The organism is Yersinia sp. SCPM-O-B-9106 (C-191) (assembly GCF_026183365.1).
GTDB classification, from domain to species: Bacteria; Pseudomonadota; Gammaproteobacteria; order Enterobacterales; family Enterobacteriaceae; genus Yersinia; species Yersinia rochesterensis.
In genome coordinates, this window is record NZ_CP110791.1 from 2260645 (window position 1) to 2283775 (window position 23131).

Here is a 23131-nt window from a genome sequence, read left to right on the forward strand (position 1 = left end):
GACGGATATATCACTCACCCGACGTCCGGTGTGCTTTAATCAATCTACTGCAATCATTCTACTGCAATCATTCTACTGCAAGAATAGATAACGCTATCCTTGTAGATTAAACAGAACTGTTGCCATTGAAAGTTGGAATAAAAACCTTACTTCATTGGCATAAGAAAGTGACATACACCCTACTTAACTTATTACTGTGCTATTTAACTTATTATTGTGCCAAATTGTATGATTTATTCAAACCTGTTAAATTGGTCACAATATTTTGGCGGAGACATCACGATGAAATTAGCCGTTTACAGTACCAAACAGTATGACCGCAAATACCTCGAATTGGTCAACAAAGATTTTGGCTTTGAATTAGAGTTTTTCGATTTTCTGTTATCCCCCAAAACGGCGAAGATGGCTGCGGGCTGTGATGCAGTTTGTCTTTTCGTCAATGACGATGCATGTCGCACGACATTGGAAGAATTAAAAGACGTCGGTGTGAAGATTCTGGCTTTGCGCTGTGCGGGCTTCAATAATGTGGATTTGGTGGCGGCGAAAGAGCTGGGTATTCAGGTTGTTCGTGTGCCGGCCTATTCTCCTGAAGCTGTGGCTGAACATGCAGTCGGAATGATGATGAGCCTCAACCGCCGTATTCATCGTGCTTATCAACGTACGCGTGATGCCAACTTCTCGTTGGAAGGTCTGATAGGTTTCAATATGCATGGCCGCACGGCGGGGATTATTGGTACCGGTAAAATTGGTGTCGCCACCATGCGCATCTTAAAAGGCTTTGGTATGCGGTTGTTAGCCTATGACCCCTACCCAAGCCAAGCGGCTTTGGATTTGGGCGCGGAATATGTTGACCTCAAAACCTTGTATGCCGAATCGGATGTTATTTCACTGCATTGCCCGATGACCCCAGAAAATCATCATTTGCTCAATAAACAATCATTTGAACAAATGAAAGATGGCGTAATGATCATCAATACCAGCCGCGGTGGCCTGATTGACTCAACAGCGGCGATTGATGCACTGAAGCAACAGAAAATTGGCTCGCTCGGCATGGATGTCTATGAAAATGAACGTGATTTGTTCTTTGAAGACAAATCTAACGACGTCATTCAGGATGATGTTTTCCGCCGTTTGTCTTCTTGCCACAACGTATTATTTACTGGGCATCAAGCTTTCCTGACAGAAGAAGCCCTGACCAGTATTTCTGCCACTACTATGCAGAATATTGCCCAATTGAAAAACGGCGAACATTGCCCGAATATTATTACCGCCTAATATATCCAGAAAGTCCGCAGGGTGAGTCTCAAGGATGAGGCTCATTCATCCCGATAAGCTGAGTTATATTTTATAAGTGATTCGGGTAATTGAGCGCAGCCAACACATCTGCGGCTTGAAAGATGAAGATAGCTATATACCCAATAGATTTCGAGGTGCAGGAAGGCGGCAAACGAAAGCATCCCGATGAGCTTACATTGGTAAGTGATTCGGGTAATTGAGCGCAGCCAACACACCGGCGGCTTGAAAGATGAAGATAGCTATATACCCAATAGATTTCGAGGTGCAGGAAGGCGGCAAACGAAAGCATCCCGATGAGCTTACATTGGTAAGTGATTCGGGTAATTGAGCGCAGCCAACACATCTGCGGCTTGAAAGATGAAGGGGATCAGCGAGCCGGGCAAGCGCCGCGCATTAATGCCGATTCTTCACAACGTTTGCCATCCGGTAACTGACACATTCCTACACTGCCGCCATTGAGTTGCTTAGCCACCGTCAATATACCGCCCGCATTCGCACAATTAACGGCGGCAGGATTAGACATATTCAGATTATGATGAACATTGGCACTGGTGGCTTGTTGCACCGGCTCACTGGTCTCATTGCTGTTTAAAAATCGAGCGGTTGGAACTGTCTCTATTGGGTCATTGCTGCTGCAAGCGGCTAAAAAGAACACAGCCCCGCCCACAAACCAAGATAATGCATTCATTCTTTTGCTCCGGCATGAATAATATATAGCGCTATAATAGGTTCATATAATAACTGTTATAATTAAAACACAACATAAATAAACAGAATTCGCTAACTTAATTTCGTGTCGAACAATACTGATATAACAATCAGAGAAAAAATCAAACACCTACCGAGGGTAAAAAATAAAATGGGAGCCATTATGATCACTGATTTACTACTAAGAATTACTTTGGCGGGTGCATTAGGGGGGTTAATTGGGTTAGAGCGTCAATTGCGGGCGAAAGACGCGGGATTACGCACACATATTTTGGTTGGTATCGGCAGTGCCATGTTTATGATTGTTTCAAAATACGGTTTTGAGGATTTATTAACCTTAGAACACGTCAGCTTTGACCCCAGCCGAGTCGCGGCGCAGGTCGTGAGTGGCATGGGGTTCCTCGGTGCTGGGACTATCATGATCCAAAAGCAGATGGTCAAAGGACTTACCACGGCGGCGGGAATGTGGGTCACGGCAGCTATTGGTCTGGTGATTGGTAGTGGCCTGTATGAAATTGGTATTTATGGCACGATGGTGACGTTAGTTGTGCTGGAAATCTTCCGCCAGTTAAGTAACCGCCTGATTGGAGAGCATCATTTTGTCGCGATTAAACTGCTGCCAGACAGTGTGCCACGTATTTTGGTTGCTATGCAAAAATTGCAGCTTCGCCCGATGAACCTGTCTGTCACCCACAAACCAGAGAAACATGAGCCAGACTGTGAACTCACTTTAGAAGTGACATTGTCACCGAAAAAAAGTTTGGATCTGGTGTATGAAACATTGTTAGCCGTCGAGGGAGTACATCAGTTGGATATTAAATAGTTTGACTGTATGCGCGGCGATAAAAATCACCGTTATCCCCGTGCATGCAGCTTGCAGTATGACGGGTATATGATTAATGCATCGAAGTCTTAGACAATAGATTAATCACCAACACACCGGCAATAATCAAACTCATGCCCATCATTGCAGCCCAGTCCAACTTCTGTTGGTACATAAATACCGCGGCAACTGACACTAAAACAATTCCCAACCCTGACCAAATAGCATAAGCAATGCCTAGGGGCATAGTTTTAACCACCTGTGATAATCCCCAGAAAGCAATGCCATAGCCAATCACGACCACAATAGAGGGCACCAGGCGGGTAAAGCCATCGGAGGCTTTTAACATCGTGGTTGCCACGACTTCAGCAACAATCGCCATCATTAAATACATGAAACCACTCATTATCGATCTCTCATTTCAGTGTTGGGCAGACATTATGCCCATCCGCAATTAAATGTTCATTAAATCGATTTGTACTTCACAAATATTTCACAACCAAGCCAAATTACAGCGCATTTATTGTGCTGTTCGTAATAAGTGAAACCTCATTGTTATTATAAATAGTTTTCTAATTGTAATAATTATTATCTGAAAGCCTCAATATACCGCCAGCCCCGCAATTCACCTTATTCTCCACATAATCTGGCGGCCCCGCCGTCACACAAATGCGATAACTGACAAAAATACTCTCTGCTAGAATTTCGCTATTAGTTCAAATAATCAGATAACAGTCAGAGACGCCCCCATTAGCACTTTTATGCTCTGCAAAACTAGTGTTTCTGCAAAAAAAGTGCTCTCTGCATGATAAGCAATGTGAAGGTATAAATTAATGATTACTACTGACGGTAACAGTGCAGTAGCTTCTGTGGCCTATCGTGCCAGTGAAGTTATTGCTATCTACCCTATTACGCCAAGCTCTACCATGGCCGAACAAGCTGATGCTTGGTCTGGCGATGGGAAAGTTAATATCTGGGGGGATGTTCCCCGCGTAGTTGAAATGCAGTCTGAAGGCGGAGCCATTGCTACTGTGCATGGCGCACTGCAAACCGGCGCATTATCGACCTCGTTTACCTCCTCGCAGGGATTACTGTTGATGATCCCCACCCTCTACAAGCTGGCGGGCGAGCTGACACCTTTTGTCCTCCATGTTGCGGCCCGCACCATCGCGACCCACGCGCTGTCTATCTTTGGTGACCATTCTGATGTGATGGCGGTGCGCCAAACCGGTTGCGCCATGCTATGCGCCAGCAGCGTGCAAGAAGCACAAGATTTTGCTTTGATTTCCCAAGTGGCCACACTCAATAGCCGCATCCCATTTATTCATTTCTTTGATGGATTCCGCACCTCGCACGAAATCAATAAAATTGTGCCACTCAGCGATGACACACTGCGCCAGCTATTGCCACAAAAAGGGATAGACGGCCACCGCAGCCGGGCGCTTTCGCCAGACCATCCGGTGGTGCGCGGTACCTCCGCTAACCCGGATACCTATTTCCAGTCTCGCGAAGCGACCAATCCTTGGTATAACAATACTTACCAACATGTTGCCGATGCCATGCAGGCTTTTGCCGCGGCCACCGGGCGCGAATATAAGCCATTTGAATATTACGGCCACCCACAGGCGGAGCGCGTTATTATTCTGATGGGGTCAGCCATTGGCACTTGTGAAGAAGTGATTGATAGCCTGCTCACGCGCGGTGAGAAAGTCGGCGTGTTGAAAGTGCGGTTATTCCGTCCTTTCTCTGCTGAACATCTTCTCAGTGTCTTGCCGCCATCCGTGACTAAAATTGCCGTATTGGACCGCACCAAAGAACCCGGCGCACTGGCCGAACCGCTTTATCTCGATGTCATGACCGCGCTGGCGGAAGCTTATAGCCGGGGTGAGCGGGCAACATTGCCGAAAGTGATCGGCGGCCGCTATGGGCTGTCCTCCAAAGAGTTTGGCCCCGACTGTGCGCTGGCGGTATTCAAAGAATTATCTGTTGACCTGCCGCGCCCGCGCTTTACCGTGGGGATTTTTGATGACGTGACCGGCCTGTCATTGCCACTCACCGATGAGAAAATCGAGCAACGTGCCACTTTGGAGGCGCTGTTCTACGGCCTTGGCAGTGACGGCTCGGTCTCTGCGACCAAAAATAATATTAAGATTATCGGCAACAGCACCTCACTGTATGCGCAAGGCTATTTTGTCTACGACTCGAAAAAGGCCGGTGGCCTGACGGTCTCTCACTTGCGAGTCAGCAAAACGCCGATTAACTCAGCCTATCTCATCAGCCAGGCCGATTTTGTCGGCTGTCACCAGTTACAGTTTATTGATACTTATCAAATGGCTGAGCGCTTGAAACCGGGGGGGATTTTCTTAATTAACACCCCGTTCAGCGCGGATGAAATGTGGCAGCGCCTGCCGCAAGAAGTTCAGGCGGTACTGCACCAGCGCAAAGCCCGCTTATTTGTGATTAATGCGGCAAAAATTGCCCGCGAATGCAAACTGGGCGCGCGTATTAATACCGTCATGCAGATGGCGTTCTTCCATCTGACGCAAATCTTGCCCACCGCCATGGCGCAGGAACAATTACGGGCGGCCATTGACCGCAGCTACAGTAATAAAGGGCCGGAAATTGTTACCCGCAACTGGCAAGCGCTGGATGCTACCCTGGATGCATTAGTCGAAATTCCATTGCAACCGATTGATGAAAATAGCCCGATGCGCCCACCGATTGTCTCTGATCAAGCGCCCGATTTCGTTAAAACCGTCACCGCCACCATGCTAGCCGGTTTGGGCGATGCCCTGCCCGTTTCGGCCTTCCCACCTGATGGCACCTGGCCGGTGGGCACCACCCAGTGGGAAAAACGCAATATTGCTGAAGATATTCCTATCTGGCAGCCGGATCTGTGTACCCAGTGTAACCACTGCGTTGCTGCTTGCCCGCACTCGGCAATTCGCGCCAAAGTAGTACAGCCGGATGCTATGTTGGGTGCGCCAGACAGCTTACAATCGCTGGATGTCAAAGCCCGTGATATGCGGGGGCAGAAATATGTATTGCAAGTCGCCCCAGAGGATTGCACCGGATGTAATCTTTGTTATGAAGTCTGCCCGGCGAAAGATCGGCAGAACCCAGAAATCAAAGCCATCAATATGCAGCCACGGCTGGCACATCTGGTGGAAGAAAAAGCGCACTATGATTTCTTCCTCAAACTGCCGGAAATCGATAAAACGCAAATGGAGCGTATTGATATCCGAACTTCACAGCTGATTTCGCCGCTGTTTGAATATTCCGGTGCTTGCTCCGGTTGTGGAGAAACACCGTATATTAAATTACTGACTCAGTTGTATGGCGATCGTCTGTTGATTGCTAACGCCACCGGTTGCTCCTCAATCTATGGTGGCAACCTGCCCACGACGCCGTATACCACCAACGCGGATGGCCGTGGCCCAGCTTGGGCTAACTCACTGTTCGAGGATAATGCCGAGTTTGGTCTGGGCTTTCGTCTGACGGTTGACCAACATCGCCAACGTGTCACTCGCTTGATAAACCAGTTAGCTCCACAGTTGCCGCAGGATTTGGTTGGGCAATTACTCAATGAGGATGCAACACCCGAAGTCCGCCGTGAACAAGTCACCCAACTGCGCCAGCTATTAAAAGAGATTCCGGGCAATGATGCCCAACAATTAGCCACGGATGCAGATTATCTGGTCGATAAATCTATCTGGCTGATTGGCGGCGACGGCTGGGCCTATGATATTGGCTTTGGTGGTTTAGACCATGTACTCAGCTTGACCGAAAACGTCAATGTGCTGGTACTGGATACCCAATGTTACTCCAATACCGGTGGTCAGCAATCCAAAGCCACCCCGCTGGGGGCGGTGACCAAGTTTGGTGAGCACGGCAAACGTAAGGCACGCAAAGATTTGGGTGTTAGCATGATGATGTACGGCCATGTCTATGTCGCGCAAATTTCGTTAGGTGCGCAGCTCAATCAAACGGTTAAAGCTATTCAGGAAGCCGAATCCTACCCCGGCCCATCATTGATTATTGCCTATAGCCCTTGTGAAGAGCACGGTTATGACTTGGCCTACAGCCATGATCAAATGAAGCAATTAACCGCCACCGGTTTCTGGCCACTGTATCGTTTTGACCCACGCCGTACCGACGAGGGCAAAGTGGCCTTAGCACTGGATTCCCGCCCACCAAACAGCGATTTGACCACCACATTACTCAATGAGCAGCGCTTCCGGCGGCTCAACACACAAGAGCCAGATGTGGCGGCGCAGTTGTATGCTGAGGCTGAAAAAGACCTGAAAAAACGCTATGATTTCCTTAGCTTGTTAGCCGGAAAAACGGATAAAACGCCGACCGAATAATGGTCTAAATTAATGCGCCAGCCCCACAAGCCAGTCAGTTATCTACTGACTGGCTTTTTATTTGGTGATGATTTCTATTACTCCTACATCTAAATTTGGAATGTCCACAGAATAACTCACTGGGTTACTTTCGGCTCTCACTGACAAGGAGGATATTATGAACATGAAAAATTGGATGTCCCGGCTGAGTGATTCACAGTTATTAAGCCAAATTTCCATTCCTGGAACACATGATTCCGCATCATTTCGCTCCAATGTATTAGGTGCTGGATTTACGCAAACACAAACATGGAATATAAGAGAGCAACTTGAACATGGCATTCGATTTTTAGATGCCAGATGTCGCCTTATTAATAATGTATTCACTATGCACCACGGAGCTGTTTTTTTAAAACAACAATTTGGTGACTTTCTCACTACCTGCATTGACTTTATTAAACGCAACCCGACAGAGTTCATTATTTTATCGGTTAAACAAGAACATACCACTGAAAAAAGCACTAAAGGATTTAATGAAATTATGCAGGAGAGATATATCAACCCGCATAATAAATTATTTTATCTGCAAAATAAAATACCTACCATTGGGGATGTAAGAGGAAAGATAGTATTATTACGGCGTTACTCTGGTGATAAAGTGGGCATTAATGCCTCTCGCTGGAAAGATGACGCCACATTTGAAATTAAAAACAAAGGCTTTAATATTTATGTCCAAGACAATTATGATGGTTATACCGCATTAAGCCTTCATTTTAAAAGAAAATTTATTGATATTCTGCTCAAAGATGCACAGAAAAAACGTGCCCAAGATATATATATTAACTTCACCAGTATATCCGGTTTGTTAACACCCTATTCCGGGGCGCAAGGCCATCATTTGATAGATGGAATGAACATTTGGTTCTGCAAACAATATCGAGAAAAACAAATAATGGGGATTATCGTTGCCGATTTTGTTGATGTTCAGGATGGGGCAATTATTAAAACAGTGGTGAATTCAAATGTTTTCGTATAAATAATCACTCAGGCCACCATGAAAAATGACTCATTAATAAATTAAAATACACCCTAAATAATTCGAGTTGTAGGAAGGCGGCAAGAGAGAAACAAATCGGTCGGGAACCGATTTGAACAGCATTTATGCTAGCCCGCAGGGTGAGCCTCAGGGATGAGGCTCATTAATCCCGATGAGCTTACATGAGTAAGTGATTCGGGTTATTGAGCACAGCCAACGCGCATACAGCTTGAAGTATGACGGGTATATACACTTATTGGATGATAAACTTGTGTCATAGCAACATGCCCTGTCATGCCTCTAACTGGATATGAGTCACGAACAAATGCAAGATAAACAAGTGGTTAATAAAAAAGAACACTACGATTTGAACAAGTTAAACAAGCGTCTGCGCCGCAATGTGGGTCAGGCGATTGCTGATTTCAACATGATTGAAGAAGGTGACCGCGTGATGGTTTGCCTGTCAGGAGGCAAAGACAGTTACACCATGTTGGATATTTTGCAAAGCCTGCAAAAAAGCGCGCCGATTAACTTCACCCTCATCGCCGTTAATTTGGATCAGAAACAGCCGGGCTTCCCTGAAGATATCCTGCCGGCCTATCTGGACAAACAAGGTGTTGAATACAAGATTGTCGAAGAAAACACTTACGGGATTGTGAAAGACATTATTCCGGAAGGGAAAACCACCTGTTCACTCTGCTCGCGCCTGCGCCGTGGGATTTTATACCGCACTGCAACTGAGCTAGGGGCAACCAAAATCGCGCTTGGTCATCATCGCGATGATATTCTGCAAACGCTGTTCCTGAATATGTTTTATGGCGGGAAGCTGAAAGGCATGCCACCAAAATTGATGAGCGACGATGGCAAACATGTGGTTATCCGCCCATTGGCCTACTGCCGTGAAAAAGATATTGAGCGTTTCGCTGTTGCCAGAGAATATCCAATAATTCCTTGTAACTTATGTGGCTCGCAACCCAACCTGCAACGCCAGGTTATCAAAGATATGCTACGTGACTGGGATAAACAGTATCCAGGGCGGATTGAAACTATGTTCAGCGCGATGCAAAATGTCGTGCCGTCACATTTAAATGATCACCAGCTATTTGATTTTAAAAATATTACACACAACAGTGAGATTGTTGACGGCGGAGATTTAGCTTTTGACCGCGAAGAGTTGCCACTGCAACCTGTTGGCTGGCAACCAGAAGATGATGAAGATAGTGAAAAACAGCCACTGGTTCGTCTCGACGTGCTAGAAATAAAATAAACCACTGACTGATATTGCCTCTCGACAATAAGAGTTGAGAGGCAACGCTCTCGCCCTATCCTACCTCATTGTTTTCACTAAAAAATGCAAAAAAAATGCCGATGTTGAGATAACATCGGCATCGTAACAATTATGTGCTATGCAGTAATTCAAAATAAAAGTATTACAAATATGGAGCGCAACGCCCATCGCTTGACGTTGCATTCACCTGCAAAATGATAATGCCTCAGCCATCACTGCCAAATGTTGATATTGCTCAATTTTACAGTGATTAGCGCCCTATCTGACACACTCTTTTACTCAACCGTCAGTGACTCATTAGAGCCATTTACTGCGTTTTAACCACCACGCAACACCTACAACCAACAGCACCAACATCATACAAAATGTCGCAAAACCAAAAGAATAGGTATTCCCAGGAATGCCACCGAGGTTAACACCAAATAAGCCGGTCAAAAAAGTGGTCGGTAAAAACACCATAGCCAACATTGACATGGTATAGGTGCGCCGGTTCATCGCATCGGCCATTAATGAGCTAATTTCATCGGATAACACCGCAGTACGCGCAATGCTAGAGTCTAAATCCTCTAAGCCTCGCCCCAAACGTTCTGAGATTTCCTGCATACGGCGTCGCTCGTCATCATTCATCCACGGCAAGCGCTCACTGGCCAACCGGGAGAAAACATCGCGCTGTGGTGCCATATACCGGCGCAATACAATCAACTGCTTACGAAGCAAAGCCATTTGCCCACGTTGTGGAATTTTTTGTTCCAGTAAATCATCTTCAAGATCGATGATTTTATCGTGTAAATCTTCAATAAATTCATTGGCATGGTCGGTCACGCCATCAGCAATCTCCACCAGCCAGTTGCCGCTGTTAGTCGGGCCGGTGCCACTTTGTAAATCATTCAACACATCATCAATAGAGTAAACTTTGCGATGTCGGGTCGAGACAATCAACTTATCCGTGATATAAACCCGGATGGTGACTAATTGGTCTGGGCGAGCATCATTATTAAAATTGATGCCCCGCAACGTTATCATCGTGCCATCACCCATGCGAGTCACTTTCGGGCGGACGCTTTCACCAGCAAGACCATCCCGAACAACCTCTGGGAGTAACGGAGTATTTTGCAGCCAGGCAGCACTTTCTGGGTGTGTGTAATCCAGATGCAGCCAGCAAGGCTGCTCTGCGGTGGCGATGGCATCGGTATCAATGGAAGTCACGCCCCCTTTACCATCAAGTTGATAGGCATAAACGGCATCAGAAACCTGAAGTGCTTTTCCTTCGACTAGATCCACGACAATTTCCTCTATTTCAGCATTTATCCTGCAATAGGCTCAGTGTAACGTCCGCAACTCAATCTTTAAAGGTAATGCATCAGGATAACTTACTGTTCCATAAAATAATCAAGGCCGTTATCTATTAATCATTTAGCAGCAATAGCAGATACATTCAGTATAAGTTTTAGGACGACAGAACTTATATCTTTAACAGTGGAATTAAGGATACATAATGATAAAGGCACAAGGGTCATGCACAGCTTTGATGTACAATTCTTGCAAATTATCAACACGATATATTCAAGGGATATTGATTATGGAAACCAACTTCATTACGTTAATGAAAGCACTCATTGGTGGCGCAGGAGCGGGATTTGCATTTACCGGTGGCCTGTCTTTTTTAGTGCCCGCATTGACAGTGACCACTTCCCTTGCATTTACATTTTCAGCTATTGGGAGCGTATTAATTGCAGGTTTTTATCTAAGCAAAGTTTGGTGAACGACATTGGAGTCACTATCTTCCCACTGGTACTCACCGCAAACCACTGATGAGTTGGCAAAATTCTATTGTATTATTTGTGTTTCTTACATGTTAGTTCATATTGCATGGGATTGTATTTCCAAAAAAACACCGCCATTTGCCTTGGAAAATCTACAATATAAACTTAACGAATTATATTCATCGTCAACATTTGCCACAAGCATATTCTTATTTGTAATAATTTTAGATATAAACAACCCACTAAGAACATCTGATGCATTTATATTTCCACTGATAGTCGCATCACTAACCGGATTTATGATCTCGATATCGGCCATTGTTCCTAAGCGGCGCAGCCGTAAATAGCCTATTTGTTTTATATGATAATCATCATATAAACATAATCCGCCACTTACGCTGGCGGATTATGCTTTTATCAACATTAACTATCAAACGTTAACCATAAAAAACACCCATTAGTGCTTGATGATATAAATCATTTGGCTATAAGCCACATCTTCAGGATTAGTTATCGGGTAACCTTTCACCCAGGGTTTAATTAAACGCCCATTTGTGAATTGATATATGGGTGCTATTGGGACTTGTTCAGCAATAATCTGCTCGGCTTTATTATAATCATCACTTAGCGCTTTAGGATTAGTTTGCTTACCCGCTTCGCTCAGCAAACGATCATAATTTGCACTCTTAAATTTAGCGATATTCCCACTGTGAGTAGAGGTCAATAATGACAAGAAGGTGGACGGCTCATTATAATCCCCGACCCATGATGCGCGGACTACATCAAAATTACCGGTATTTCGGCTATCGATATAGGTCTTCCACTCTTGGTTAATCATTTGAACATCCACCCCCAATGTCTTCTTCCACATTGAAGCAATGGCAATGGCTAACTTCTGATTATTATCCGAAGTATTATATAGCAAAGATAATTTCAGTGGTTTATCCGGCCCGTAACCCGCCGCATGCAACAGTGCTTTAGCTTGTGCGTTGAGTTCTTCCTGGTCTTGCTGCTGCAATAAATTGGCTACCGGATGATAACCAGCAGTGACATCGGGGGTAAAGTGATACGCAGGTTTCTCCCCCGTACCCAAGACTTTTTCAGCAATAATTTTGCGGTCTATAGCATAAGATAATGCTTTGCGCACCCGAACATCATTGGTTGGCGCACGTTGGGTATTAAATGCGTAATAATAAGTGCCTAGCTGATCCGGCGTATAAACTTGATCAGGAATATCTTTTAATAATTTCTGATACAAATTTTTTGGGAAGGACTCGGTAATATCAATATCACCAGCTTGATAGCGCTTGGTGGCATTGGCTTCCTGATTGATAGGAATGAAAGTCACTTTCGTTAGAACAGTATGGGCATGATCCCAATAATAGTCGTTGGGCACCAAGACTAATTTCTCATTTACAACTCTATCTTGTAATTTAAATGCGCCATTCCCTACCAAATTACCCACTTTAGTCCAGTCATTACCATATTTTTCAACCACGCTGGCGGGGACTGGGAATAAACTGAAGTTTGCAGTCAAACTGGGGAAATAAGGCACCGGCTTACTGAGTTTAACTTTAAGGGTGTAATCATTAACTGCACTGACCCCAAGAGCTTCTGGCGGCATTTTCCCCGCAATAATCTGTTGCGCATTTTCCATTCCGGCCAGTTCGGCAAACCAAGCGAAAGGAGATAAACTTTTAGGGTCAACCAAACGGCGCCAACTATAAACAAAATCCTGCGCGGTCACAGGCTGACCATTCGACCATTTAGCATCTTTGCGCAACGTGAATATATAGGTTTGGTTATCTGCCGTTTTCCAGTTGGTCGCAACACCGGGAATTATCTGGCCATGCGCATCTTGATTAACCAATCCTTCAAACAAATCACGGGCAACCTGCGCCTCGATTAACCCCACAGCTTTCATCGGGTCGAGAGAGGCTGGCTCGTCTTTAATATGACGAACAAGTTCTTGTTTATCAGCCAGTATGGTGCCCGCAGGGACATCAGCAGCATTTGCCGCGCCCAGCGTTGCACCAACTAATGCGGCACACAATGCATAACGGAAATAGCGCATAATTAATAACCTTTTCGTTGTCGATCCATTTCAGCGAAATTAGTAACAATATCTCATCAACATAAACTAGCAGATTAGGGGCCACCATGACGATGGTAAAATAAAAATACTGTCTCCAGTCGCGCTATAGAGTGCAATTCTGCCATCAGAAACCAAATGCAGTATGCATCACTAATTAGGCGCATTAGTTTACCCATCACAAAATAACTTATTGATTCAATATGATAATATTAAATGCTATGTTAAATATAATACGCACCTATTCGGAATAACAGAGAATATTATGAGCCAATATCGCCCCCGAACTGCACGGGGAAATCTGGTCACTTTAGGGCAACGCTACGGCACATCCCGCTTGGGCGCGCCGCTGCTTTATTTCCCGGCCCCCACCCCATCCGCACAAACTGGGCTGATTATTGCCGGAACCCATGGCGATGAAAGTGCGGCAATTGTGGCGCTATCCTGTGCATTGCGCAGTATTTCACCGGAACAACAGCGCCACCATGTCATCTTGGCAGTCAATCCTGATGGATGCCAACTGGGGTTGCGGGCGAATGCCAATGGTGTGGACCTTAATCGTAATTTTCCGGCAAAAAACTGGCAGGCGGGCGAAACGGTATACCGTTGGAATAGTGCGGCGGATGCACGAGATGTGGTGCTATCAACCGGCGTATATGCAGGTTCAGAACCCGAAACTCAAGACTTGTGCGCATTAATAAGCCAACTGGCCCCGCGCTGGGTGGTTTCCTTTCATGAACCATTGGCCTGTATTGAAGACCCCGACAGCTCAGCGCTAGGTGAGCGACTGGCGGCGAATTTTGACTTGCCCCTTGTCACCAGTGTGGGTTACGCCACGCCGGGGTCATTTGGTAGCTGGTGTGCAGACATTCACTTACCCTGTATTACCGCAGAATTACCGCCCATTTCTGCCGATGCCGCCAGTGAATGTTATCTGCCGGCTCTGATTGACTTGCTGACCCTGGCAGATTAAGCCGACAAATCGATAGCGCCAGTCGAGAAATGTAACCCGTCATCGACATCCTGTTGTAGCCAGGTAGGGCCATCGAGATCAACAAAACGAGCACCTGAAGCCAGGGGTAATGCAGCACGAACAGCCCGTGAAGTGCACAACATGCAGCCGAGCATAATGGCAAATCCGAGCGATTTAGCTTGTTCGGCTAACAACAATGCTTCTGTTAACCCGCCACTTTTATCCAGCTTGATGTTGACCATTTCATAACGCCCCACCAGGCCCGCCAAATCAGCACGTGTATGGCAACTTTCATCAGCGCAAATAGGCAATGGGTGAATAAAATTCTGTAACGAGTCATCCTGCCCTGCGGGCAGCGGTTGCTCCAACATCGCCACGCCTAAATCTGCCAATAATTGGCAACGCGCAGCCAAGCCCTCTGGACGCCAGGACTCATTGGCATCCACAATCAATGTCGCGTCGGGAGCAGCGCTACGAATAGCCACCAAACGCTCAGCAATAAGATGGTCATCCAACTTTATTTTCAACAGCTTGGCACCCAAATTCACCAATGCACTCGCACTGTACGCCATGGCTTCCGGGGTACCGATACTGACTGTCTGGGCCATCGAGAGATGGAGGATGGGTGTCGTTTGAGTCATATGCCATAAACTTTGCTGATTTTGCAAACATTCCAACTGCCATAATGCGCAATCTACCGCATTCCTGGCGGCTCCAGCGGGTAATAGCTGTTGTAAGGTCTCACGCGAAATGCCCTGCTCTATGGCACTGACTACCAAGGCCAACTGCGCCATCACCGAAGATTCACTTTCTCCATAATGTGGGTATGGGGTACATTCACCAACAGCACGAATACCCGCTTCCTCAATCTCGACAACCACAACTTTTGCTTCACTGCGGCTTCCGCGGGAAATAACAAACGCAGAATGGAGAGGCCAAGCCTCTGGATAGCAACGCATGGTTCTCATTATGACTCCTCAGAAAATTCGGGTGCGGACATTCAGTATTAGAACCTAACGTCAGTAAAATCTGAATTATTTAGCAAATTTCTCATATCCAAGCTGCCATTGTTACCTTAAACTGAACTTCGTGTTACACATCTGTAAAAGGGATCAAATAATGACACAGACAGTACATTTCCAAGGCAATCCAGTGACCGTTGCAGGTCAACTGCCACAACCCGGCGATAAAGCCAAAGATTTTACTTTGGTCGCGAAAGATTTATCCGATGTTGCCCTGAGCAGCTTCGCGGGTAAACGTAAAGTTTTGAATATCTTCCCAAGTATTGATACCGGTGTTTGTGCCGCGTCCGTACGCAAATTCAATCAATTGGCTGGCGAACTTGAGAACACTGTCGTTCTTTGTATCTCCTCTGACCTGCCATTTGCCCAATCCCGTTTTTGCGGTGCTGAAGGCCTGAGCAACGTCACCACCTTGTCAACTTTGCGTGGCGCAGATTTCAAACAAGCTTACGGTGTAGCGATTACTGAAGGCCCATTGGCAGGTTTGACTGCACGTGCTGTCGTGGTTCTGGATGGTCAAGACAAAGTTATCTACAGTGAGTTAGTTAACGAAATCACCACCGAACCAAACTATGATGCCGCTTTAGCAGCACTGAAGTAATTTTCTCTACTTTAGTTTAATAAAGTCTAGTTTTAATACAAACGGCTGGCCCATCTGGGTGCAGCCGTTTTTTATAGCAATCTATGTCTTTATAGCAATCTATGTCTTTATAGCAATAGATGTTATCGCAGCTTATGCCACGCTTTATTCTTCTTCGCTTTCATCACTGGCAGGCCGTTTACTGCTTAAACCGTATTCGCGTAGTTTATTGGCAATCGCGGTGTGAGAAACCCCTAGCCGTTTGGCAAGTTTTCGTGTGCTCGGATAATTGCGATAAAGGCGAGTTAAAACAGAACGTTCGAACCGTTTACTAATATCGTCGAGTGAGCCATCAAGCACTTCATCCCCTAGCGCCGCTTCAACTTCAAACTCCGGTAAGACGATATCCTGTGGCCGCAGCTCGGCTCCATCCAATTGCGTCAAAGCACGATAGATAGCATTTTTCAGTTGGCGCACATTACCTGGCCAACCATAATTTGTCAGGAAACTGCTCAGTTCAGGCGCCAACTTTGGCCGCGGCACACCTTGCTCGTCAGAAAAACGGGCAACAAATAGCGCCGTCAGGGGCATGATATCCGCTTGTCGCTCACGCAACGGCGGTAGAGTGATGGTCAACACATTGAGGCGGTAATAGAGATCTTCACGGAATTCACCGCGTTGTACTAATTCCACTAAATTCTTTTGGGTGGCACAGATAACCCGCACATCGACATGCACCTCATGCTCTTCGCCGACACGGCGGAAAGTTCCATCATTAAGGAAGCGCAACAGTTTGATTTGCATACGAGGCGACATTTCGCCGATTTCATCTAAGAGAACTGAACCGCCGTTTGCTTGCTCAAAGAACCCTTTTTTACCTTCGACTGCATTGGGATAAGCCCCGGCGGCATAGCCAAATAGCTCACTTTCTACCACATCGTCGGGTAAGGAAGCACAATTAAGGCCGAGGAAAGGCATTTTCCCGCGCGGGCTGCGCAAATGGCAAGCGCGAGCCAACAAGTCTTTGCCAGTACCGGTATCACCGATTAACAGTAACGGCGCATCCAGCATCGCTAATTTACGTGCTTGTTCAAGCACTTGGCGCATCTTAACGCTGGTGGCAACTATCTGTTTAAATTCAGTATCATCGTTTACTGATAAAGTTTGCAGTTGTTGCCCCATGCGCGCAGTGGATTTTAACATGACCACAGCACCCACCGTTTGATTCTGCTGGTTTTCGTCTTCTAGCTGAATCGGGGTGATCTCCAGCAGGTAATCCTGATTGTTGATCAGCACACGTTCGGTATGAGGCGCGGTTTCTCCACCTTCAAACCAACGGGCAAAGTTATATCCCCCCAGTAGGCTACCTGCTGTTTTATGACGAATTTTCTCCTCATTGAGGGAAAACAACTCGCGGGCAGCGGGATTAGCTAACTCAAGGTTACCTTTTAAATCGATAGAAAATACCGGCTCTGGCATGGATTCAAGCAGTGCCCGCAGTGAGCGGTGCTCCCGCTCTGATGGCATAAAGGAGACGGTGCGAACATCGGTAACACCATCAATACGCCGGATGTCCATCATTAATGCACTAAATACACTGAAATCCAGCTGTGAGAAATTCAGATAAATACGGCCAATCGGATCAATTTCGATCCCGCGTAAGTCAATACCGCGTAAAACCAAGAGATCAAGCAACTCTCTCGTGAGACCGATTCGGTCTTCGCAAAAAACTTCCAAGCGCATCAGTATCGCCCTTATATATGGCAGGTGCGGAATATCTGCCTATGATAATACCCTGTCCCCCCTTGCTGATGAAGCAGTCTGTCAGCAAAAGTTGACAGGAATCGGCTTTTCGCTATTTTTTTTATCCAATCAAACTCACCAAGATAAGAGGATCAACCCCTATAGCCATCATATATAGCGAGTTATTACTTTTTATAGCAATAAGTTAGAATAATATAATGATAAGTAGCGTCAACATCCTCGTCAAGAACAGGTGACACTTTGCTTTATATCGGCCATCTGGCTATAGTATACATAGCCAATTGACCGAGGAGGTTACATGAGAGCATATCACCCGACCCCAGCGACCAAAACTGGGGCGCTATGGCGAGAGATTGGTTTGCCCGCCAGCCGCGGCACTGTATTGGTCGATAGTATCAAAATGGGTTTTTCAGTTGATGTTATTGACGGCATCCATTTATGGGCTTCTATCCCTAAAGCTGAAATATTGCGGGCCACGGGTATTCCCAGCCGCAGTCTGACCCGTAGACGCACACATGATGGCCGTTTCACCCCTGAAGAGAGTGAGCGAATTGCCCGTTTCGTCCGGGTAATGGATGCCGCAGTTGATCTATTTGGCGGTGATAAGGGCAAAGCTATCGCCTGGATGTCTACCCCGATTAAAGGTCTTGGTCACCGCAGCCCCGACTCCTTGCTGGAAACGGAAACCGGTGCACTGGAAGTCTGTGATTTAATTGGGCGTTTGGAGCACGGCGTATTTTCATAACTCAGTGGCGCAAGGAATAGGCCAAAGGGATAGTAAACTATAAGGATCTGTAGATTATGAATAAAGCCCCAATAGGCTGGCACTTATGAAGTTCTACCGTATTGTGATGCGCCGTTATCTGGCGTCAACCTGGACCGGTTATGGCGCCGAAATCTATGGTGGCCGTTGGAATCATAAGGGGCACGCCGCCATCTACTTAGCCAGCAGTGTGTCTTTGGCGATGCTGGAAACATTGGTGCATATCCAAGACAGCTCAACGCTGAGCGAGTTCGAGCTATTCCAGATTGAAATCGAAGATAGCCATATTCTGTTACTTCAGCCGCAAGATTGGCCTGCTGACTGGCGCAGTGATCCCGCGCCGGCGACCACAATGGATATCGGCACCGAATGGTTAGAGCTGGAATCATCACTTGCATTACTGGTTCCATCCACTCTGGTGCCGTCAGAAAACAATCTACTGCTCAACCCTCGGCATAAAGATTTTCAAGCTTGCTTAAACAGTGTTAAACCACTCTCTTTTGCCTTTGACCCACGGCTGAAATAGTTTTTATTACGGAGTCGCTTTATCTTTCTTTGGTAATGTATTTTTCAACTGGCTGATCAACTGCCGGCGGAAATCCCCCAATTTGGGTTTATCATCTCCTAACCACGGTAATGGCCTGCACAATTCCATCGCTTTAATACCCAGTCGGGCAGTTAACAACCCCGCCCCAATACCTTGCGCGGCACGTGCCGACAAACGCGCGGCTAAATCTTGCGATAACCAATCCATGCCAACCTCACGCACCAATTCAGAGGCACCCGCAAAGGCGATATTGAGCAACACCAAACGGAACAAACGCAGGCGGCTGAAATACCCCAACTCAATACCATACAAAGCGGCAATACGATTAATTAGACGAATATTTCGCCATGCGATAAATGCCATATCGACCAGTGCCAATGGGCTGACGGCAATCATTAATGCCGACTCAGCGGCATAGCGGCTGATTTCAGCCCGCGCCAGATTATCAAGTGAAGGCTGCACCAGTTTGGCATATAATTCAACAACTTCGCGATCATTATGAGTTTCATGTAGCGAAGCATGCCAGCGCTGAAGTGCCGGATGCCCTTGATCCAGCCCCGCCTGACGCGCCAGCTTTTCACAAAATACGCGCCCTTGGCCGATTCCGTGACTCACCAGAAGTTCTCGTGCAATATCACGCTCTTCTGCCCGTTGCCGTAGGCGATATAACCGCCGCCACTCCGTCACCACCGAGCCAACTCCCGCCAGCACGATAAGCCCTCCGGCCGTAGTGGCTCCCAGCGCAATCCAATCCTGCTGTTGCCAGGCCTGATTGACCCATTGCACTGACTGAGCAATTACACTGACACCAAAGAGTGCCAACCCCACCGTGACCATTTTGCGCCACAAGCTGCGTTTGGGTTTCAATGCGGCATTAACCAACCCCTCTACCCGACCTTCTTCATTTTCTGCGTCCAGTTCCGGGGCCGCTGGATAGAAATTCTCAGCGGCATGTTGGTCAAAAGCCTGTGCGGCTTTTAATACTGGCTCATCTAAGGGTTGCAACGGCTGCTCAAAATCGATCCGTGGTTTTAAAGGTTCGCTCATCGCAGTTTATCTCCCAATAAGAATTCCATTACCGCGTCGAGACGAATATGCGGTAACGGGCTGTCAACATGTACGGTTTGAGGGCGAAACTCGTCAAAATGGAACCCTTGCTGCTGCCAAAAAGCGGGGCCGGGCAAACGCGCAGGAACATCGCCGGGGAAGACCGTCAGCGGCAGACCATCGCCCAATCGGTGACCGCGTAACGCGGGAATTTTTTGCCCCTGATGGTCAACAATTCCACTTTCCGTCGCCTGCACCGAGGCCAACCCGACACAATCCATGCTGATCCCTTCAAATGCAGCATTCTGCCAAGCTTCCTGTACCAATTGTTGCAGCAAAGAGACCAAATTAGCGTGTTGATCGGCTGTCACATGGTCGGCTTTGGTGGCGGCAAACATTAGCTTATCAATACACGGAGAGAATAAACGGCGAAATAGTGTGCGCTTTCCATAATGGAAACTCTGCATCAATTGTGTCAAAGCCAGGCGCATGTCGTTAAACGCCTGCGGCCCGCTATTCAGCGGTTGCAGACAATCCACCAGCACGATTTGCCGATCAAAACGCACAAAATGCTCTTTGTAAAAACCTTTAACCACCGAGTTGCAATAATAGTTAAAACGAGCGCGTAACATCCCCAAATTGGAGTGTTTATCGGCCTGAGCTAGCCGCGATTCACCAAGGCCACTCACATCCGGCCATGGGAAGAACTGCAATGCAGGTGCCCCCGCCATATCACCCGGTAGCACAAACCGCCCCGGCTGAATGAAATGCAGCCCTTCATTTTTGCAACGAATCAGGTAATCAGTATAAGCCTGAGCAATCGCCGCCAGTTGATTTTCATCGGCAGGGGCCAGCGGATCACACTGCTGACACAGCGCCAGCCAGGGTTTAGCCCACTCAGCACGGGAACCTTGTAACAAGCCCGCCATTTGATGCGACCAACTTAAATAATCTTGTTCCAGCATGGGTAAATCCAGCAACCATTCACCCGGATAATCGACAATTTCCAGATACAAGGTCGAGGTCTCTTTAAAATGGCGCAAAAGAGAATCGCTGGAACGAAAACGCAGCGCCAAACGAATCTCACTGACGCCACGGGTCGGAGTCGGCCAATTTGGCGGTGTACCATATAAAGAGGCCAGCCCTTCGTCGTACCGAAAGCGCTGAATGCCCAAATCTCGTTGCGGCACCCGCTTCACGCCGAGTAGGCGCTCTTCGCGCACAGCAGAAAACAGCGGTAAACGTGCGCCGCTGTGAACATGAAGTAATTGATTCACTAAAGAAGTGATAAAAGCGGTTTTCCCGCTGCGGCTCAGGCCGGTTACAGCCAACCGCAGATGTCTATCCATCCCGCGATTAACCAATGATGTAATCTCATTTTGCAGTCGTTTCATGCTTCTCCTTAGCAAATTGGCCCACCGCTGCTCCCATCGCACGTTTCAGCATGGGTTCCAGCATCATCAGCAGTAACCAACGCAAGGGTTTACGGCTGACATTCTTGACGATAAAGCCCGCGGCACCCGCTGGGCCATAGGTCAAAGCAACACTAAAAATTATTTTAATTAGTGTAGTTAATACTACACCTGCGCGGGGACGAGCAGAGTTATTGTTCATATTTATGCCCTCCGGCAGGCTTCACTGTGAAATGAATGGGTCACATTACAACTGACGAAAACGGCTCTGTACTCCGAAAGTTTCGGAAGTCACATAGCGCTCGACCTGGCGCAAGCGTTGCTCCCCAGCGCTCAATTCATATTCTAACTGGTCGAGAAGCTGGCGCGGTGTTGCTTCCTTATGCGCACTGAAACTAGACGCAGGTGCCGGTTCCAGCATAAAAGTCAGCACGATATAAGCCGCAATAGTGAAAACAAACAGGCCAAAGAATAGCGACAACACCACCATCACGCGAATTAATCGCACCGGAATATCAAAGTAATGCGCCAACCCGGCACAAACACCTTTGACCATCCCCTCTTCGGGCACGCGATAGAGTTTCTTCTTACTTAACATATTGTTTTTAAATGAATCGTTTTTAAATGAATTATTTTTAAACATATCGCCCATTATGATTGCCTCCAGTTCGGATGCTCCGCATCAAGAATTTCTTCCAAAGTCTGAATACGCTCACGCATCCGACGGGCATCGTCAGTTAACTGCGATAACCGTTGCATATCCTGATGGCTGAGTTGAGCACCACTTTGCTGGCGATTGCTGTAATGCAGCCATAACCAAATCGGCGCAACAAACAGCACAAAAATGGTCAGCGGTATAGCAAGAAACAGGATACTCATTCATTCCCCTTAAATTTATGCTCGCGGGTATCCGCGTTGTCGTCATAGCAGGCCGCCTTTCTCCCGACGGCCCGCCCGGTATTTTTCTGCAATTGAGTGCCAACTTACTGAGCTGAATTCATTTTTGCTTTCAGAGCCGCCAGTTGATTGCTGATTTCGTCATCCGCTTTCAGTTCAGCAAATTGGCTTTCCAGTGATTTTTGTTTGCCGATACCCACGGTTTCAGCCTCTGCTTCCATATGGTCGATACGGCGCTCAAACTGTTCAAAACGTGCCATCGCCTCATCCAGCTTGCCACTGTCTAACTGACGGCGAACATCGCGAGAAGATGCCGCAGCTTGATGGCGCAGTGTCAGAGCTTGCTGTCTGGCCCGAGTTTCAGTCAGTTTACTTTCCAGCTCCGTAATTTCGTGCTTCATCCGGTTGAGTGTTTCATCAACGGTCGCGACTTCACGAGTCAGCGTATCAATCAGCGCCGCCACTTTTTGCTTTTCAATCAGGGCGGCGCGGGCCAAATCTTCTTTATCTTTGCGCAAAGCCAGTTCGGCTTTATCCTGCCACTCTTGTTGCTGACTTTCACTGTGATCAATACGCCGCAGCAATTGTTTTTTCTCAGCCAGTGCACGAGCTGATGTTGAGCGAATCTCTACCAACGTATCTTCCATTTCCTGAATCATCAACCGCACTAACTTCTGCGGATCTTCGGCTTTATCCAGTAATGTATTGATGTTGGCATTCACGATATCGGCAAAACGAGAAAAAATACCCATAATTACATCCTCTTTTAACTTA

Annotated in this window: 23 protein-coding genes; 10 read left to right on the forward strand and 13 right to left on the reverse strand. The window is 46.9% G+C overall.

Annotation, left to right across the window (positions count from 1 at the left end; genetic code table 11):
- Positions 1 to 282 precede the first annotated feature (282 nt).
- Entirely contained in the window at positions 283 to 1275 is a 993-nt protein-coding gene (locus tag OP863_RS10345) for a 2-hydroxyacid dehydrogenase (protein ID WP_145588957.1), read from the forward strand.
- A gap of 388 nt (positions 1276 to 1663) precedes the next feature.
- Here OP863_RS10345 and OP863_RS10350 read toward each other — a convergent pair whose 3' ends face one another.
- Complete coding sequence (locus OP863_RS10350) at positions 1664 to 1984, reverse strand: DUF333 domain-containing protein (RefSeq protein WP_145588956.1); 321 nt, start codon at positions 1982 to 1984, stop codon at positions 1664 to 1666.
- A gap of 183 nt (positions 1985 to 2167) precedes the next feature.
- Between OP863_RS10350 and OP863_RS10355 the strand changes: the two genes are divergently transcribed.
- Positions 2168 to 2827, forward strand: a complete 660-nt coding sequence (locus OP863_RS10355) for an MgtC/SapB family protein (RefSeq protein WP_050291693.1) — start codon at positions 2168 to 2170, stop codon at positions 2825 to 2827.
- A 73-nt stretch (positions 2828 to 2900) separates the two neighbouring features.
- On the opposite strand, the gene OP863_RS10360 is transcribed toward OP863_RS10355, so the two are convergent.
- Positions 2901 to 3233, reverse strand: a complete 333-nt coding sequence (locus tag OP863_RS10360; RefSeq protein WP_265525228.1) for a DMT family transporter — start codon at positions 3231 to 3233, stop codon at positions 2901 to 2903.
- A 427-nt stretch (positions 3234 to 3660) separates the two neighbouring features.
- Between OP863_RS10360 and nifJ the strand changes: the two genes are divergently transcribed.
- The 3 genes from nifJ (at position 3661) to ttcA (ending at position 9476) form a co-directional block, all read left to right on the forward strand.
- The gene (gene nifJ / locus OP863_RS10365; RefSeq protein ID WP_265525229.1) at positions 3661 to 7194 is read left to right on the forward strand and encodes a pyruvate:ferredoxin (flavodoxin) oxidoreductase; all 3534 of its coding nucleotides are present in this window, start codon (positions 3661 to 3663) and stop codon (positions 7192 to 7194) included.
- Between the two features lie 157 nt (positions 7195 to 7351).
- Positions 7352 to 8209, forward strand: coding sequence for a phosphatidylinositol-specific phospholipase C (locus OP863_RS10370; RefSeq protein ID WP_145588953.1), 858 nt, complete (start codon positions 7352 to 7354; stop codon positions 8207 to 8209).
- A 325-nt stretch (positions 8210 to 8534) separates the two neighbouring features.
- The gene (ttcA, locus tag OP863_RS10375; RefSeq protein ID WP_265525230.1) at positions 8535 to 9476 is read left to right on the forward strand and encodes a tRNA 2-thiocytidine(32) synthetase TtcA; all 942 of its coding nucleotides are present in this window, start codon (positions 8535 to 8537) and stop codon (positions 9474 to 9476) included.
- Positions 9477 to 9794: 318 nt separating this feature from the next.
- Here ttcA and zntB read toward each other — a convergent pair whose 3' ends face one another.
- On the reverse strand, positions 9795 to 10778 hold the full coding sequence (gene zntB / locus OP863_RS10380) for a zinc transporter ZntB (protein ID WP_265525231.1): 984 nt from the start codon (positions 10776 to 10778) through the stop codon (positions 9795 to 9797).
- A gap of 298 nt (positions 10779 to 11076) precedes the next feature.
- Here zntB and OP863_RS10385 point away from each other — a divergent pair, with 298 nt between their 5' ends.
- Positions 11077 to 11259 (forward strand): hypothetical protein, encoded by a 183-nt coding sequence (locus OP863_RS10385; protein WP_038632740.1) that lies wholly within the window; start codon positions 11077 to 11079, stop codon positions 11257 to 11259.
- A 98-nt stretch (positions 11260 to 11357) separates the two neighbouring features.
- Here OP863_RS10385 and OP863_RS10390 read toward each other — a convergent pair whose 3' ends face one another.
- On the reverse strand, positions 11358 to 11579 hold the full coding sequence (locus OP863_RS10390) for a hypothetical protein (RefSeq protein WP_038632738.1): 222 nt from the start codon (positions 11577 to 11579) through the stop codon (positions 11358 to 11360).
- 138 nt (positions 11580 to 11717) lie between these two features.
- Positions 11718 to 13334 (reverse strand): peptide ABC transporter substrate-binding protein, encoded by a 1617-nt coding sequence (locus OP863_RS10395; protein WP_038632736.1) that lies wholly within the window; start codon positions 13332 to 13334, stop codon positions 11718 to 11720.
- 283 nt (positions 13335 to 13617) lie between these two features.
- Here OP863_RS10395 and mpaA point away from each other — a divergent pair, with 283 nt between their 5' ends.
- Entirely contained in the window at positions 13618 to 14325 is a 708-nt protein-coding gene (mpaA, locus tag OP863_RS10400; protein WP_145588951.1) for a murein tripeptide amidase MpaA, read from the forward strand.
- On the opposite strand, the gene ycjG is transcribed toward mpaA, so the two are convergent.
- Positions 14322 to 15293: an L-Ala-D/L-Glu epimerase gene (ycjG, locus tag OP863_RS10405; RefSeq protein ID WP_265525232.1), complete on the reverse strand. Its 972-nt coding sequence runs from the start codon at positions 15291 to 15293 to the stop codon at positions 14322 to 14324. The genes mpaA and ycjG overlap by 4 nt on opposite strands.
- A 151-nt stretch (positions 15294 to 15444) precedes the next feature.
- Between ycjG and tpx the strand changes: the two genes are divergently transcribed.
- Positions 15445 to 15948, forward strand: a complete 504-nt coding sequence (tpx, locus tag OP863_RS10410) for a thiol peroxidase (protein ID WP_038632730.1) — start codon at positions 15445 to 15447, stop codon at positions 15946 to 15948.
- 144 nt (positions 15949 to 16092) lie between these two features.
- Here tpx and tyrR read toward each other — a convergent pair whose 3' ends face one another.
- Positions 16093 to 17670, reverse strand: a complete 1578-nt coding sequence (tyrR, locus tag OP863_RS10415; RefSeq protein WP_145588948.1) for a transcriptional regulator TyrR — start codon at positions 17668 to 17670, stop codon at positions 16093 to 16095.
- A gap of 319 nt (positions 17671 to 17989) precedes the next feature.
- Between tyrR and xre the strand changes: the two genes are divergently transcribed.
- Positions 17990 to 18436 (forward strand): type II toxin-antitoxin system antitoxin Xre, encoded by a 447-nt coding sequence (gene xre / locus OP863_RS10420; protein ID WP_038632726.1) that lies wholly within the window; start codon positions 17990 to 17992, stop codon positions 18434 to 18436.
- An 85-nt stretch (positions 18437 to 18521) separates the two neighbouring features.
- Entirely contained in the window at positions 18522 to 18980 is a 459-nt protein-coding gene (locus OP863_RS10425; RefSeq protein WP_038632724.1) for an RES family NAD+ phosphorylase, read from the forward strand.
- Between the two features lie 6 nt (positions 18981 to 18986).
- Here the strand turns inward: OP863_RS10425 and OP863_RS10430 are convergent, their stop codons facing one another.
- From OP863_RS10430 to pspA, 6 genes are all read right to left on the reverse strand, one after another.
- Positions 18987 to 20048 carry a YcjF family protein gene (locus OP863_RS10430; RefSeq protein ID WP_038632723.1) on the reverse strand — a complete coding sequence of 354 codons (1062 nt, stop codon included), beginning with the start codon at positions 20046 to 20048 and terminating at the stop codon, positions 18987 to 18989.
- The gene (locus tag OP863_RS10435) at positions 20045 to 21442 is read right to left on the reverse strand and encodes a YcjX family protein (RefSeq protein WP_265525233.1); all 1398 of its coding nucleotides are present in this window, start codon (positions 21440 to 21442) and stop codon (positions 20045 to 20047) included. Before OP863_RS10435 ends, OP863_RS10430 begins: the two co-directional genes overlap by 4 nt.
- A complete protein-coding gene (gene pspD, locus OP863_RS10440; protein WP_038632715.1) occupies positions 21423 to 21662 on the reverse strand; it encodes a phage shock protein PspD in 240 nt (79 codons plus the stop codon). Before pspD ends, OP863_RS10435 begins: the two co-directional genes overlap by 20 nt.
- Before the next feature lie 45 nt (positions 21663 to 21707).
- The gene (gene pspC, locus OP863_RS10445; RefSeq protein ID WP_416222812.1) at positions 21708 to 22112 is read right to left on the reverse strand and encodes an envelope stress response membrane protein PspC; all 405 of its coding nucleotides are present in this window, start codon (positions 22110 to 22112) and stop codon (positions 21708 to 21710) included.
- Positions 22112 to 22339 carry an envelope stress response membrane protein PspB gene (gene pspB / locus OP863_RS10450; RefSeq protein ID WP_038632713.1) on the reverse strand — a complete coding sequence of 76 codons (228 nt, stop codon included), beginning with the start codon at positions 22337 to 22339 and terminating at the stop codon, positions 22112 to 22114. Before pspB ends, pspC begins: the two co-directional genes overlap by 1 nt.
- Positions 22340 to 22443: 104 nt before the next feature.
- Positions 22444 to 23109, reverse strand: coding sequence for a phage shock protein PspA (gene pspA, locus OP863_RS10455; protein ID WP_050291690.1), 666 nt, complete (start codon positions 23107 to 23109; stop codon positions 22444 to 22446).
- Positions 23110 to 23131 lie beyond the last annotated feature (22 nt).

Excerpts from the sequence above, each read along its gene's own strand:
- tyrR (WP_145588948.1), bottom strand. The coding sequence starts at position 17,670 with ATGCGCTTGGAAGTTTTTTGCGAAGACCGAATCGGTCTCACGAGAGAG.
- OP863_RS10370 (WP_145588953.1), top strand. The coding sequence starts at position 7,352 with ATGAACATGAAAAATTGGATGTCCCGGCTGAGTGATTCACAGTTATTA.
- pspB (WP_038632713.1), bottom strand. The coding sequence starts at position 22,339 with ATGAGTATCCTGTTTCTTGCTATACCGCTGACCATTTTTGTGCTGTTT.
- OP863_RS10350 (WP_145588956.1), bottom strand. The coding sequence starts at position 1,984 with ATGAATGCATTATCTTGGTTTGTGGGCGGGGCTGTGTTCTTTTTAGCC.
- tpx (WP_038632730.1), top strand. The coding sequence starts at position 15,445 with ATGACACAGACAGTACATTTCCAAGGCAATCCAGTGACCGTTGCAGGT.
- OP863_RS10430 (WP_038632723.1), bottom strand. The coding sequence starts at position 20,048 with ATGAGCGAACCTTTAAAACCACGGATCGATTTTGAGCAGCCGTTGCAA.
- ycjG (WP_265525232.1), bottom strand. The coding sequence starts at position 15,293 with ATGAGAACCATGCGTTGCTATCCAGAGGCTTGGCCTCTCCATTCTGCG.
- OP863_RS10425 (WP_038632724.1), top strand. The coding sequence starts at position 18,522 with ATGAAGTTCTACCGTATTGTGATGCGCCGTTATCTGGCGTCAACCTGG.
- OP863_RS10390 (WP_038632738.1), bottom strand. The coding sequence starts at position 11,579 with ATGGCCGATATCGAGATCATAAATCCGGTTAGTGATGCGACTATCAGT.
- pspD (WP_038632715.1), bottom strand. The coding sequence starts at position 21,662 with ATGAACAATAACTCTGCTCGTCCCCGCGCAGGTGTAGTATTAACTACA.
- OP863_RS10345 (WP_145588957.1), top strand. The coding sequence starts at position 283 with ATGAAATTAGCCGTTTACAGTACCAAACAGTATGACCGCAAATACCTC.
- nifJ (WP_265525229.1), top strand. The coding sequence starts at position 3,661 with ATGATTACTACTGACGGTAACAGTGCAGTAGCTTCTGTGGCCTATCGT.
- OP863_RS10395 (WP_038632736.1), bottom strand. The coding sequence starts at position 13,334 with ATGCGCTATTTCCGTTATGCATTGTGTGCCGCATTAGTTGGTGCAACG.
- OP863_RS10355 (WP_050291693.1), top strand. The coding sequence starts at position 2,168 with ATGATCACTGATTTACTACTAAGAATTACTTTGGCGGGTGCATTAGGG.
- ttcA (WP_265525230.1), top strand. The coding sequence starts at position 8,535 with ATGCAAGATAAACAAGTGGTTAATAAAAAAGAACACTACGATTTGAAC.
- pspA (WP_050291690.1), bottom strand. The coding sequence starts at position 23,109 with ATGGGTATTTTTTCTCGTTTTGCCGATATCGTGAATGCCAACATCAAT.
- pspC (WP_416222812.1), bottom strand. The coding sequence starts at position 22,112 with ATGGGCGATATGTTTAAAAATAATTCATTTAAAAACGATTCATTTAAA.
- xre (WP_038632726.1), top strand. The coding sequence starts at position 17,990 with ATGAGAGCATATCACCCGACCCCAGCGACCAAAACTGGGGCGCTATGG.
- OP863_RS10360 (WP_265525228.1), bottom strand. The coding sequence starts at position 3,233 with ATGAGTGGTTTCATGTATTTAATGATGGCGATTGTTGCTGAAGTCGTG.
- OP863_RS10385 (WP_038632740.1), top strand. The coding sequence starts at position 11,077 with ATGGAAACCAACTTCATTACGTTAATGAAAGCACTCATTGGTGGCGCA.
- mpaA (WP_145588951.1), top strand. The coding sequence starts at position 13,618 with ATGAGCCAATATCGCCCCCGAACTGCACGGGGAAATCTGGTCACTTTA.
- OP863_RS10435 (WP_265525233.1), bottom strand. The coding sequence starts at position 21,442 with ATGAAACGACTGCAAAATGAGATTACATCATTGGTTAATCGCGGGATG.